We start from the raw sequence: 13,633 nt of genomic DNA on the forward strand, positions 1-13,633 counted from the left end.
CTACTTCTTCACAACTTCATGTCCGCCAAACTCATTGCGCAATGCTGCAACAACCTTTCCCGAAAATGTATCATTTTCCTGTGAGCGGTACCTCATCATCAGTGACAGCGCAATCACCGGGGCTGCCGCCTGTAAATCGAGTGCTGTTTCGACCGTCCACTTGCCTTCCCCGGAGGAATTCATCACACCACGAATGTCGTCCAGATTGGCATCTTTGGCAAAAGCGCTTTCCGTCAATTCCATCAGCCAGGACCGGATGACCGAACCATGGTTAAACACTCTGGCAACCTGTTCATAATCATAGTCAAATTCACTTTTTTCGAGGATGTCGAACCCTTCTCCAATTGCCTGCATCATGCCATATTCCATGCCATTATGCACCATCTTCAAAAAATGTCCGCTCCCGCATTTTCCGGTATAAAGATATCCATTCCCGATCGAAACGTCCTGAAACAGCGGCTCAATCTCCTTAAATTTTTCCGCATCGCCGCCAATCATGGTGCATGCTCCTTCTCTGGCACCGTCCACGCCGCCACTCGTCCCGCAATCAAAGAAATAAATTCCCCGTTCGCCTAAGATTTGAGCACGCTTCAATGTGTCCTTATAATTGGAATTTCCGCCGTCAATCAGCATATCGCCTTTTTCCAGCAGTGGCGTCAATTCATCGATGACTGCCGTGGTAACCTCTCCAGCCGGAACCATCAGCCATATTTTCCTGGGTGCTGGCAGGCTTTCCACCAATTCTGTCAGTGTCGCTGCCAGATGAAAATTATCATTGGTGACGCTTTCAGATGAAGCCGTATTCTTATCAAAACCGATCACCTTATGTTCGTGATCCAATAAATTCAATGTTAAATTAAGACCCATCTTGCCGAGGCCTATCATCCCTATTTCCATGATGTCCTCCAATATTTGTGAAATGAATTTCCGTATATGAACGATTATATCAAAAAAAATTCCGTATGCAAGGGTTTTAAAAAAATAATTTTCCTTTATAATGAAAGTAAATGTGAAACGTGAGGAGAAATTCTTATGGCAAACAATAACCAGCACTGTCTTGCAAGCATACGAAGCAATTATGGTAAATTCAGGGATAAGGAAAAATTAATTGCTGACTATATTTTAGAGAATCCCCAAAACATCATTCACCATACCATTAACCAGGTAGCCGAAGAATTGGGTGTGGCAGAGTCCACCGTTTTTCGTTTCTGCCAGCGTATTGGCTTCAAGGGGTTTCAGGCCATGAAGATTGCTCTTGCTGCAGAGGTAGTCACACCAATGAAAGATATTCATGAGAAAATAGATGAAGATGATAGTACCGGAACCGTCACGGAAAAAGTTTTCCGCTCCAATATCAAAACGATTGAGGATACGCTTCACATATCGGATGAAGCGATGATTGAAAAAACAGTCGAAGCCATTATTCGGGCCAGGAAAGTGGAATTCTTCGGCAGTGGCGGGTCTGCCCTTGTAGCAATGGATGGATATCATAAATTTATACGCAGCGGCATTCATGTCAATGCAACGCTCGATTCCCATATGCAAATTATGTCCGCATCCCAGCTGAAGGATGAGGATCTTGCCATTGTCATTTCACATACAGGTTCCACAAAAGACATGCTGGATGTCCTGCAAGTTTTAAAGGAAAATGAGGTAATGACCGTAGCAATAACAAATTTTGCAAAATCTCCTCTCACCGAGGAAGCAGACATATCATTATATACGGTTGCAGAAGAGACCGACTTTCGATCTGAAGCATTATCATCCAGAATCGGCCAGCTGTCCATCATCGATGCGCTTTACACCAATGTCATGATTGCGAATAAGGAAGTGGGGAAAAAGGCGCTACAGAATATGCGGAGCGGGATTAGTTTGAAGCGGTTGTGAGAAGACAAGCGAATATAGGTGGTAAGCAAAATTGATGAGCGAACTTCTTTCATTAAAATTTGCTTATTTTCCATTAAATATTTGCGGACGTAATTTACAGCGTTCAAAATAGAACATATTTTCCTTTTATGCTATAATAAACGCATCCCCCAACTGAAAGGGGGTGTTAAATATGGAGATTGTGGCATTGATCGCAGCTATTGTTGGATTGATCACAGCGTTGGTTAATTTAACAATCACGCTACTCAGCACCAAGAGAAAAAAGACCATCGCCCTGGACAGCGATAGTCTGCATCTTGCACGAGCAAGGGAATTAATTTCCCTCGTTCTCCATATTGTACTTTCATTATAACGGCTTTATACATAAAAAAACAAGAAAGATGGGATTAATGATGACAACCTGGATCATTGTATTGTCGGTTTCAGCCATTATTATTTCACTGGTTTCTCTGTTCATCACGCTCAGGAAACAACACAAATAAACATGATAGTTAACTTCATTAAACAAAAGATGGCTCTATTATGAGATTTGATATATTAACGTTACCCACCATGCCCTTTCTTAATTTCCTTCCGATCTTTTCAGTGCTGGATTATATAAATCTACCCAGTTAATATAAACCCAAAGATTATTCTGCTGCCGCTTAAAAATTCTTCAAACTTTTGATCAATTTCATCCGTTTTTCCTAATTTAAATAAGCTTTCTCCTTTCGCAATGATTGACTTCACAGGGAGCGATACATGTGAATCAGGAAAGTGTTTCTATCATAGAGAGGCGTAGATGACTTTAGAGTGTCACTCATTCGGGCATCCTCGCAGACCATAATCAGCACATTGAACGCTAGCCCACGATACTGCATATATTGCTATATAGGGAATGGGAAAAGAGGGATGTTTATGAACAATCAATTTAACGATGAGCCGCTTAATAATGAAACGCAGCAGCTAGTCTCTTATCAGCCGAATATGATTGATTGGAATGCACCTTATGGTTATTATCCAAGTTATCGTTTAGAGGATGGCGCCCCTGTTTACAACGATGAGCGCTTCTGGTTTGCGCCATTTGTTGGTGGTTTGGCCGGTGGATTATTAGGTGCTTATTTGTTTCCGGGACAGCCCGGGCCACCCGGGCCGCCCGGACCTCCTGGACCACCAGGTGGTTATTATGGGCCGTATCCAGGTTACTACTATTATGGGCCTGGGCCGTATTATGGTGGGCCGTATTATTATTATTGAATTGTCCAGAAAAATAATAGCGTTAAAAATATCCGACCATCGTAAGGATGATCGGATATTTCTATTATACTTCTTGTGCATAGTTGAACCGTGCCTTCTATTCATCCCCATGACAAACACACCATGTTCCTCCTCCAATAAACAACACATACAATAGTAACGAATCAATCATTTATTGGAGGTGGAAGGGTGTAATTTTTAAAACCTGTTTCTGATGAGGTTCGTTTATTCCAAAGTAAATTCAGTGTCCACAAAAGAACGATGAAGCTCATTTTAGTATCTATTTTTGCCTGTTTTGCTGCTGTTTTTCAGTCAGCTGGCGGCTTTTTGCCGGGGATCGGGTATTTTTTAAGTCCGCTTGCCACTGCGCCTATTCTGTTATGTGCTATGTTTTCCATTCCGTTTGGGGTCATGGCCTATTTCCTGACAATGATGCTGTTATTCATCCTGCAGCCGACGGAGCTGATTATATTTCCTTTTACAACGGGATTATTAGGGCTTGGCATCGGGGCCTCTTTTTCCTTTTTCAGGAAGAGAATAAGTATCATTGCTGCTGGCGCTATTGTTTTAGTATTGGGGATTATGAGTCTCTTGTATATTTTTCATTTTCCTATTTTAGGTCCAGTTGTTTCTGGGTCCTTTTCATTTCTTGCAGCTGGAAGTATTTTTTTATTTACTTTCCTTTACAGCTGGTTATGGGTTGAAATTTCTTTCATCCTCTTTCACAGGTTAAAAAGGATGATGATTTAGTCATGGTACAATTTCAAAAACAGTGCCTTGGTTAAAATCCGTCACATTCATCGATCCATAAACGCCTAAATATAATCGGCTCTGGTCCGGATTCGTTCCCAGACTGACAAAATAAGCTGATTCAGACCCAAAATCATATTCGGTATCAATCACATGAAAATCACTCTGTTTACCATCCGGACGCGCCTTAGTATAAGCTAAAACCCCTCTGGCAGGAGTTTGGGAGTTATCCGTCCGGAAAATATCGGTAAATACAACGCTTCCCGTTAAAGCGGTAATGTCTCTCCCCATATAGGCTTGAACCCCTGTAAGTGCAGTTCCCGCAAACTTGTCGGGTCGGGGGTCCTGATGATAATAGCTGGTTAACGGCTGAATCCGCTTCACTGACGTCTTAATTGCTTCATCGTAATAAGCAATGGTTTTCTCATCTAAATCCGGATTATGATTGCACTCCCTTAAAATCATCGTTGGCAAATCACCTTCCCATCCCCGCCAGCCAAGGTTGATAAATCCTTCCAGATCGAGTTCTGCGTTTATTCCCGAGGCTTGAACAATATGGGAAACAGGGATTGGTTGATAAGACGCGAATGAAAAAATGGACTCTACCAGCTCCTGTCCGACATTCCCCACATATTTCATATACTGATCATCATACCTTTGAAAAGAAATACCCGGTGAATTGCGCACCCCCTTGGCAATCACCGTAAGTGTCTCCTGAACCTGAGCAGGCAGTTCATGAAAACGTGTGACGATGGGTGGATGTTTGACAGATGTAAGCTGAGCTACATCAATTTCAATTATTTTTCCGCATATTTCCCTATCATCCTGGCTCAAATTGAATGGATCATAGCCTGATCCGCCATCCCCGGTTGTTAAAACAAGTTTTCCTGTCTCAGGTGAAAAGCTTAAACTATTAACACCATTATGATTAGCGAACGGTCTTCTTACGTTAAGTAATGTCCGTCGCATTTGCGGCTGACCATTTGATTGCAATCCCCATTCCTCAACGGTATCAATATGGTCATACTGCGCCTCTCTATTTGTCCACGTGTTGTGCAAGTTCTCGGGATCACACGGATCAGGAATAAAAGATGCAAGAGGCGCACCCGGACCTTGTGTTCCAGCGGCAGAATAATGAAGGTAAAACAAACCGTTATAATAAAATGCCGGATGAAACGCCATCCCGAGCAACCCCCGCTCATCATACCCGCCATTAGCTGTACCAAGTTCCAGGACCCGCTGCCTGATATCCAAAAACGTTCGGATTTCTCCGTTTCCTATGCAAAAGATTTCTCCTACCTGGGTAGCAATAAATAACCTTTCCATTGCGTCACCTGGAAGCATAGCTGACTTCATAACGGTGGGTAAATTTATATTGCTTACAATGGGCCGTAAGCTAACCTTCACGTTTTTCAAGAAGTTGACCTCCTTCTTATGGGCTCTTTATCAGAATATGATTGGGATTGTTTTGTAAGTACTGGATATTGGGTGGGGTGGGGGAAGGAGGAAATTTTGATGGGAGATGGATTGCGGTCAAAATATTTAAAAAAGACAACCGCTAAGACATATAATGGTATGCCTCAATAGGGGATTCTTGTTTCCCTGTATGTTAAAATGACTAATTAATCAACTTCAGCCAAAAAGTGGTAATACCCTTCTTAACTTTGTTTCAATTATAGTAGTGAAAGGGGATAGTAATATGGAAGCTTAATACCGCTGAGTAGAGTTAAAGTTATGGAAAGGAGTAAAAACCGTGGCTGACATTATGACCAAAGAACAAAGAAGAAAAAACATGAAGGCTATAAAATCTATTTCCAAGCTTGAAAACAAAGTCTCAAGTGAACTATGGAAAAAAAGATTTAGATTCAGAAGAAATACACAAAATCTTTTCGGAAAACCTGATATATCAATAAAAAAATACAAAGTAGTCATTTTTATAGACTCTTGTTTCTGGCATCAATGTCCTATTCACGGAAACATACCAAAAACAAATACCGTTTTCTGGAAAAATAAACTTGAAAGTAACGTGGATCGTGATAAGAAGATCAATAATTATTATGAAGAAAACAATTGGAATATAAAAAGAATATGGGAGCATGAAATAAAAAGTGATTTTGACAAAGTTATTGAAGAACTCTCTCAGTTTATAAAAAGGGCTCAAATATAAGCCCTTTATTTGCCAGGTGTTATTTCAAACCTGCGCATACTCCTTAAGTTCGCTCTTATCTTCTTTTATCATTTTCTTTAACTTCTTTGTCTCTAATATAGATTCGCCAATGACTGCCGCCAATTTTGGTGGTACAGCATTACCAATCTGCCGGTACTGATCATTGCGTCCACCGTGAAAAACGTAGTCATTCGGAAAAGATTGCAACAACTGTGCTTCGTACGGGGTAAGCGTCCTGGGTTGGTCTGGATGGATAAATTTAAGACCATCCTTTTCCATATGGGCCAAAATTGTATTAGATGGTTTATCCCAGCAATGCTTTACATAAGTATCCTTATGCTTACTTTTATCATAAGGGTAAAGATAGTCCAACAACTCATTATAATCATCGGACTTAGTATTCATAAAACGTGATGAATTACTTCCCGGCTTAGTTTCAATAAAGATTATAACATCACGAAAATTATGCACCCTTGACTGATGATTAGTTAACAATTGATCCTCTTCAAAATTATTAATCCCATATTCAATAATTAATTCGTTATATAAATTTAAAAACCTTTTCAAACCCTGTATTTTATAGTTTCGTTTCCCAACAATTGATACAAATTCCACATTTAGTCTTTGATACAGTTTTTCTAACCTCAGTTTATTATCTGCATCTGCCTCGTTTATTGCCAAGTCCCCTATTTTCTTCATAAACAATTCAAGGATCTTTTTGTAATTTGATTTGAGAACATCTATATTTTTAAGGTTTTTCGGGAGCGAAATTTCAGGCAAACGTAGGGGTAAATGCCTGATAGCCTTAACTGTATTGTACGGTACTCTTTTACCACCGTGAGTAGGTTTAATATTGGGATTATCCAAGCCTAATCTATTAGCAATTATTATTATCCTTTTTCTATGTTGGGGTACTCCAAAATCTGCCGCATTTAAAACTTGAAACCTGTCCAATATGCTATTTTCAATATTTGTTGTATAACCTTTGGATCCCAATTCATCACAGATTAACTCAATAACTTGTACCTGTTTACCTTTTAATCCAACTTCCTCAACTTTCTTTGATAACATGCCCTCTACATTCTCAAACACAACGAAATCTGGTTCTAGTTTATCAACTATCTCAAAAAAGTGTTTGTATAATGTATTCCTGGGGTCATTCTTCAATTTTTCCCTCATTTCCTTAGTACCAGACCTCGCCGGACCCGCTAACGAAAATGTCTGGCATGGAGGGCCACCAATAATAACGTCTATATCAGCGCAAGATTTATAGATTTCCTCCTTAACCGAAGAGCAAGTGATGTCGCCTTGAATGACTTTGTCAACGCCCAGATGCCCACGTAGAGTGTCACAGGCTGCAGGATCAATTTCAACAGCCTTCGTGATTTCAAATTTATAATCTGGCTGATTCTGATTTACTTGTAAAAAACCGGTGGAAAACCCGCCACCACCCGCAAATAAATCAAGTACCTTTAATGTTTTTTTCATAATTTTCTTCCTTTAATTTTACTTATTAATCCGCACTATACCTATCTTCTCCTATAATAACAGGTTTAACAAGAAAAGTCCTAATATCTAATATACTTTTTTAATTTGGTTATTCCTTAGTAATGAATGATATTGCATCCAAATTTCACGGATAACATCATGGTTTTCAATAACAATCCCGGTTTCAATATTTCTCATAAACCCGTGATAAGAAAAATTGGCTGAGGTAAGAAATAATTTTTTTTGATCGATAATTAAAAGCTTGGCATGCAGACTTGCATAATCATTCTGGTCCGTGCCCTTCCAGCTATAAATGTTTAGTAAATACTGCTCTTTACTCCAATTAAGCCTAATTTCATTATAATTTTCTTCTTTATCATTAACTATTATGTTGATTCGGCATTTTCTTTCAGCAGCACTTTCTAACTCTTTTAACAACGTTCGAATAATTTCTTGCTTGAATGAGAAGTTATAGCCTACAATAAATATCTCGTTCTTCGCAGAACCAATCAATTGTTTTACAGTTTCATATGTTTGAAATTGGATAAAACTCGTATCAAAAGTCGGACCTGTCCAAACTGGTGTAATCCCAGGCTGAGAATTCAACTGATAAACTGCTGCTTGATAGGCAATCTCTAAGCTGTTGACTAAATCTGAAGATTTCCACCCATTTTCATTAGCTTCCTCAAAGACTTCATATATTAAATAATCCAATTCAAAAGGAAAATTTAAGGCATAGCAAATCTGTTCATAACCTTTTGCCAGCTCATTCTCTTTCAGTTTTAGAACTAATGTGTCAAATAGTTGTTGATTATTATTTTTGACTAACACAGATACAAAATGAACTATTTTTTTCTGCAGTTTTTTACTCGTTCTCATTCTTAAAAAACTCTCTTTGATAATTTGCAACAGTCTCTACCATTATTGAACGATCCAAATACCTGTTTGAATTCTCACAGGAAGTTTCGGCTATAAGCATACAGCTATGGCATGCTGCACCATTTACATCTGTTAATGCCTGAGCATCGTGTTCAGCGCATTGAGGATCCCCTGAGCAATATCTAGCAGCAGCCAAAGCCCTTGCCATAATAGATTCAAACTTGTCAGTACTTCCCAACTCTACAAGGCCTCCAAGACTTCCTTCCGAGTCAACAGTAGATGTATATATCAATATACCAGCCATTCCGTTTTGGTTGTCTGAATATATTCTTTCTTTCAACGCAGATGAAGAATATCCCGAATGAAGAGTTAATTCTCTCATCAATGCATGTGAAAGAGTATGTAACAGTATATAACGTATCCCTTGAAATGGAGGAATTGCTTCTTCCGGCATATCCCGTTCCAAATAGATTTTTCTATGGGCACGCTCCACAGAATTCTCGTACTCCTCAAATTTTCGCTCCCAATCTTTCAATCTATCATTATTAAGCGTCAGGAAGATACCTTCTCCGTATGTTTCTACTCCCGGCAGCCAATTAAGCCTTTCAGCACTTAACGGTGCAAACTTTACTTGTTCATTTGATTCATCGTCTTTTTCATCATATTCCTTTGACAACCTTGCAGTTACGTCTGGAGCTGGGTGAATTCGTGTAAATCCTTTTAACACCATTACTTCCTTTAACCTTTTTACTTTTACCAAATTAGAAATTAAACCACTGTACCTGTATGGTACGTCTTCTTGTTTCGTTTCAAAATCAATACCTTCGTAATTATATTGTTCCATCAACAAGGCTTCGTACTCCGGTTTTTTTAAGTCTTCCTCTTCAGGGGAAGATACATTTTTAAGTCTCTGAACGATTCCCCAGACCTTTTCAAGACCAATCCTGTTAATGTCCGCGTTTCTCTTGTAATATTTATTAAAAAAGTCCCTGTCATTCATAAGTTCTTCATCATTAAAATCAATATTATCCTTCACAAATTGATCAAGATTTTCATCCGCCTTTGAAGAAGGAATAACAATGGAACTTTCCAAAGAAGAAAAATAAATATTTGATGCCCCGCGTAGTAGTAATTTTCTATTCTTCTCACAATCTGGTTCTTTATCTTTCAGCCATGGCCTTCTTCCTGTACATTTTCCCAAAATCTTATTATTAGACAGTGCTTCGCTAATCGATCTATCTTTCTCACAAGTTGTACACTGCACTATCAGGTCTTTCAAAGATCCTGTTTGACCACTATCTTCCAAATAGAGTTTACATTTCTTGGCATCGTAATTTGTTCCTTTGTGTACATAAAACTCCCAGGGAAAATCATCAACATGTCCATTCTCACATGCAGTTATAAAACGTACCGGATGTGTTTTAACCTTGGGACAGGGACCATTTTCCCTATCAGGGTTTTTACAATATAGCGCTCCGTCTTGCTCAAAAAAGTCATTTCCATTCCGCTTTCCCAACTTCCTGCAATTTGGGCAAACATGATATTCCGGGAAACGATAGGAAGGTATTGTTCCAACACTGTGCCCATCAGAACCGGTATTTGTTGGGATAGACTTTATTTGATTTATCTTTAACTTTCTTTTTATTCTCGGTTCATCTATATCCTTTGACTTGGAAACATCTATATTATCCCATTTATCAGTACCTGCAACCATAACGGAATAATCAGGCAAATCAACGATTGAACCCGGTCCAAAAGTAGTTATAAATTGGCTGGGTCTTAATTCACCTACTTTATTTCTCATACAATTCAGCCCCTTCTTTTATCCAAGATAAATGCCTGCTGTTGCTTCTACATCTCTCATCGAATTGGGTGTTTTAAAAGTTCCTTCCGTTTCTTTACCGCCAATTGGATACAACAGGTTGGATTCTCTCTCCGATTTAGAATTACTATATTTTAACTTACTTCTGGTTGCATCATCCTCCCATTTTCCAATAAGTTCTTCAAGGTGTTCCTGAATGGCATCTGTTGATAAGTTCATTTGGTCGGCTCTTTTTATAAACAGGTCCAAAATCTTATCAGAAACACTGTCTATTTTTTTAAATTCACCGGCTGATTTGTTTTCGGTCAATTCACTTTCACCAAGTCTTAACATGGAAACCAATACAGCCGCCAAACCTCTATCTCTGGCACGTGATGCAAAAGGGGTTACACTTATTGGTTCCACATACCTGTACAGGGCTGAATGGTAAGCATAAAACTCTTCATAATGCGATATATCCCGCGGTCTTGCCCAATTGTAGGTTGTTATAACTAATCCCGGATTTTGCCTCCCAACCCTACTTGTCGACTGAATATACTCAGCAGTTGCCTTAGGTTGCCCATTAACCACCATTAACCCAAGACGGGATACATCAACTCCAACTGATATCATATTACTGGCTAACAGAACATCAATCGGCTTCATTTTTGTTTCTTCTTTATTATAATAAACCTGTTGTAAACGTGATAACAATTTCGGTATATCCCCTGAATCAATACGACTCGTCAGTTCCGGTACATCACGTTCCAATGGTCTTTTGGAAAATTGATAACTGTTTTCAGGTCCAAACTGATTTTCAAGCGTATTCATTCTTGCAGGCACGTCATCTTCAATTAAGCGAACAGCTCCTCCAAGTTCTCTTAAACTGTTAAAATAGCCAACCAGCGTATAATAGGGATCTAAGTGTTCCGGTTTATATTTTTGGTCCATTTGGGTAACACTTGCCAGCATGTTTGCGTAGGCCCTCAGCAATATTGTCTTCATACTTCTCCCAGGGGCAAATAATCCAACATACAAACGGCCTGGCATCTCACCAATTGGTCTTTGCTTAGCGAAGAACGAATCCTTATGAGTAAGTCCCGGGCTGGGAAAAATCTGCGTTTCCCTGCAGTATAGGCCTTCTATTTGTTTATTAGCATTCCTGATGGTTGCCGTTGAAGCAACTATTTTTGGGCCAATTACATTATTACCCGATTCTACTGAACATAAATAATCAACTGCAGTTTCATATAGGCCAACCATAGTACCTAATGGCCCTGAAATTAAATGGAGTTCGTCTTGAATAATTAAATTCGGCGGATGGATCACCCTCTCATTTACTAAATCCAATGAACCTGCAACGTTTCTAGCATTATCTTTTTCATTTTTTGAATGTCCATTGGAAATAAAACCCCATTCCGGAATTTCTCCTTTTACCTTACCAAACAAATTCTGTATTTCCGGCTGCCAAGGCATTCTTGCAAATTTATCAACGGTCCCTATAACCAAATCGGGTAACAGACGATAGATTTCTTCATCCGTGACCAATACCGGCAACCCCTCATTATTTGAATTGAGCCTGTGGAAAGAACACTCTCTATTTGGGCAGCAGATAAAAATCCTTCTCTTTTTATCTTTATATTTGTATGTGCTCAAAAATGTTTTTGGCTTTTTGCCATTGATAAGTTCATATCCGCACCAAGGGCATGTTACAAGCTGTACCGGCGTTCCTTTTGACTGATCTACATAAAAGTCCTTCTGTCCTTTATTAATTGCATCTACCCTTGTACTTATCACCTTTTTTGCATCGTCAAAGTTATTGGGCACACTCTTTTGGCCTACCCATAAACCTATTCTAAATGGCGTTTCCCCCCATATTTCAGGAGACTTCCTCCGTATTTCTTCACAAGCACAAATCATTGCAGTAGCTCGTTGAAATTGCTGTACAGTCAACAGCCTTAGCGTGTATCTCATAATAACAGAAACACCAACATCTGTTCGATAATCATTTAACTTCATTAATCTTCTATATCCTAAGGTAAATGCTGCCAACCCCAGATATGCCTCTGTTTTACCACCACCAGTAGGAAACCATAGTAAATCAGCAATTTTCCTGTCCTCAGATTCAGGGGCAACAACTCCTTTTATATTTTGCAAAACAAACGCAATTTGAAAGGGACGCCATGTTGCAGAAACTTCGGATGGTTTAATACCTTGTTCTGCGGCAACAGTATGTGCACGCTGTGCGGCCATCACCTTATTTGCAAAAATAAAAGACGAAAATGCATCTTTATCATTCTTTAGTTCTGCGAGGCCTTTTTCCATTCTACTCAATGATAATTGACACTTTTTTATGTGTTCCCTTGCTGTTTGCCTGTGGACTTCTTTTATCTCTTTTACTTCCTTTGTTCTATCATCTATCCATTGCCCGTATGCATCTAATAACGGACGAAGGGCATTCACTATCTGCATGGGGGAAGTCTTTTCTGCAAGCAGTCTCATGTCCAAAGTTCCACCTAATTTCCACTTAGGAGGAATAACCATTGGCACTTCATATGCAGGAATAATTTCTGTTTCCAGTTTTCCCGATCTTTTTAAAGTAGAATCAATATCATACCAATTAACCGCTATATTATGGCCAACACCATAAACCGCTTCATCACGGTAAAGCAATTCGTCAGACCTTGTATCGCCATCCTGAAATCCCTTCTCATTGTTCGAAAATGCACTTCGCTGCATAATCGATTTGTCAATTTTACTTTTAACAAGTAATTTTGGCTGAAACACACATTTATGATCAATTGTGTGTTCGTCCGGTTGCTGTGTGTAACGGTTCACAATAAACATACTCACTGCATAACAATTCTTATATTTTCTTACCAACCACTCAAGTTTAATGGATTCTTTTGTTTTATCATCCTTGGAATCAAGACGGTTAACACAAACAAAATCCTTACTACCCAATCTATTTGTCAAATCTATTTCAAAATTACTTAGTTCATATACGTACCTTTTCCAATGATTGTCTCCGGTTTCTTCATACATTCCAAAACTGACATCTATCAATAAATTAGGGTTCTTTTTATCCACTAAAAATGAAATACCAATAGCTGAAGGATTCATTGCCTTAGCCAGTGGAGCTATAGATTCAACAGTTTCTTTCGAAGTATCTCTTCCTAAAATATTTTCATTCTCATCTTCAACAGTTGCAATACCCGATTTCATCGGCCACAAAATTCCAGCCATGTATTTTTGCAATGGTTTAATTTTCAACTCTTCTTGTTTGCTCTCCGGTCCAATAAGGTCATATCGGAGGCGATCTAAAAGTTCCCCTCTTGCATTTTTTTCTGAAGACTTCACTTTACCACTCCCTAATTTATCGTTTCTAAAACTATTTTACCAAATTATTAGTACTAATAAAGGGC

The 13,633-nt window shown here is 39.0% G+C and carries 11 protein-coding genes; 5 read left to right on the forward strand and 6 right to left on the reverse strand.

Annotated elements, in window-relative coordinates; genetic code table 11:
* On the reverse strand, positions 1-897 hold the full coding sequence (gene gnd, locus CEG13_RS09385; protein ID WP_100011623.1) for a phosphogluconate dehydrogenase (NAD(+)-dependent, decarboxylating): 897 nt from the start codon (positions 895-897) through the stop codon (positions 1-3).
* 135 nt (positions 898-1,032) lie between these two features.
* On the opposite strand from gnd, the gene CEG13_RS09390 reads away from it, so the two are divergent.
* The 4 genes from CEG13_RS09390 (at position 1,033) to CEG13_RS09405 (ending at position 3,873) form a co-directional block, all read left to right on the forward strand.
* Positions 1,033-1,887, forward strand: a complete 855-nt coding sequence (locus CEG13_RS09390; RefSeq protein WP_100011624.1) for a MurR/RpiR family transcriptional regulator — start codon at positions 1,033-1,035, stop codon at positions 1,885-1,887.
* 172 nt (positions 1,888-2,059) lie between these two features.
* Positions 2,060-2,239: a hypothetical protein gene (locus tag CEG13_RS09395; protein WP_100011625.1), complete on the forward strand. Its 180-nt coding sequence runs from the start codon at positions 2,060-2,062 to the stop codon at positions 2,237-2,239.
* Between the two features lie 545 nt (positions 2,240-2,784).
* A complete protein-coding gene (locus CEG13_RS18740) occupies positions 2,785-3,123 on the forward strand; it encodes a hypothetical protein (protein ID WP_100011626.1) in 339 nt (112 codons plus the stop codon).
* Between the two features lie 261 nt (positions 3,124-3,384).
* Complete coding sequence (locus CEG13_RS09405) at positions 3,385-3,873, forward strand: hypothetical protein (RefSeq protein WP_239984611.1); 489 nt, start codon at positions 3,385-3,387, stop codon at positions 3,871-3,873.
* Here the strand turns inward: CEG13_RS09405 and CEG13_RS09410 are convergent, their stop codons facing one another.
* Complete coding sequence (locus tag CEG13_RS09410) at positions 3,874-5,289, reverse strand: PQQ-dependent sugar dehydrogenase (protein ID WP_100011627.1); 1,416 nt, start codon at positions 5,287-5,289, stop codon at positions 3,874-3,876.
* 337 nt (positions 5,290-5,626) lie between these two features.
* On the opposite strand from CEG13_RS09410, the gene CEG13_RS09415 reads away from it, so the two are divergent.
* On the forward strand, positions 5,627-6,040 hold the full coding sequence (locus tag CEG13_RS09415) for a very short patch repair endonuclease (protein ID WP_100011628.1): 414 nt from the start codon (positions 5,627-5,629) through the stop codon (positions 6,038-6,040).
* A 24-nt stretch (positions 6,041-6,064) separates the two neighbouring features.
* Here CEG13_RS09415 and CEG13_RS09420 read toward each other — a convergent pair whose 3' ends face one another.
* The 4 genes from CEG13_RS09420 to drmA all read right to left on the reverse strand — a co-directional run bounded on the left by CEG13_RS09420 (position 6,065) and on the right by drmA (position 13,568).
* Entirely contained in the window at positions 6,065-7,528 is a 1,464-nt protein-coding gene (locus CEG13_RS09420) for a DNA cytosine methyltransferase (RefSeq protein ID WP_100011629.1), read from the reverse strand.
* Between the two features lie 87 nt (positions 7,529-7,615).
* Complete coding sequence (locus CEG13_RS09425; protein WP_100011630.1) at positions 7,616-8,407, reverse strand: phospholipase D-like domain-containing protein; 792 nt, start codon at positions 8,405-8,407, stop codon at positions 7,616-7,618.
* On the reverse strand, positions 8,394-10,211 hold the full coding sequence (gene drmB / locus CEG13_RS09430; protein ID WP_100011631.1) for a DrmB family protein: 1,818 nt from the start codon (positions 10,209-10,211) through the stop codon (positions 8,394-8,396). Before drmB ends, CEG13_RS09425 begins: the two co-directional genes overlap by 14 nt.
* Before the next feature lie 18 nt (positions 10,212-10,229).
* Positions 10,230-13,568: a DISARM system helicase DrmA gene (gene drmA / locus CEG13_RS09435; protein ID WP_204758486.1), complete on the reverse strand. Its 3,339-nt coding sequence runs from the start codon at positions 13,566-13,568 to the stop codon at positions 10,230-10,232.
* Positions 13,569-13,633: the final 65 nt, after the last annotated feature.

It is taken from the genome of Lentibacillus sediminis (genome assembly GCF_002763455.1).
Classification (GTDB): Bacteria; Bacillota; Bacilli; order Bacillales; family Amphibacillaceae; genus Lentibacillus_D; species Lentibacillus_D sediminis_A.

Excerpts from the sequence above, each read along its gene's own strand:
- gnd (WP_100011623.1), bottom strand. The coding sequence starts at position 897 with ATGGAAATAGGGATGATAGGCCTCGGCAAGATGGGTCTTAATTTAACA.
- CEG13_RS09390 (WP_100011624.1), top strand. The coding sequence starts at position 1,033 with ATGGCAAACAATAACCAGCACTGTCTTGCAAGCATACGAAGCAATTAT.
- CEG13_RS09395 (WP_100011625.1), top strand. The coding sequence starts at position 2,060 with ATGGAGATTGTGGCATTGATCGCAGCTATTGTTGGATTGATCACAGCG.
- CEG13_RS18740 (WP_100011626.1), top strand. The coding sequence starts at position 2,785 with ATGAACAATCAATTTAACGATGAGCCGCTTAATAATGAAACGCAGCAG.
- CEG13_RS09405 (WP_239984611.1), top strand. The coding sequence starts at position 3,385 with ATGAAGCTCATTTTAGTATCTATTTTTGCCTGTTTTGCTGCTGTTTTT.
- CEG13_RS09420 (WP_100011629.1), bottom strand. The coding sequence starts at position 7,528 with ATGAAAAAAACATTAAAGGTACTTGATTTATTTGCGGGTGGTGGCGGG.
- CEG13_RS09425 (WP_100011630.1), bottom strand. The coding sequence starts at position 8,407 with ATGAGAACGAGTAAAAAACTGCAGAAAAAAATAGTTCATTTTGTATCT.
- drmB (WP_100011631.1), bottom strand. The coding sequence starts at position 10,211 with ATGAGAAATAAAGTAGGTGAATTAAGACCCAGCCAATTTATAACTACT.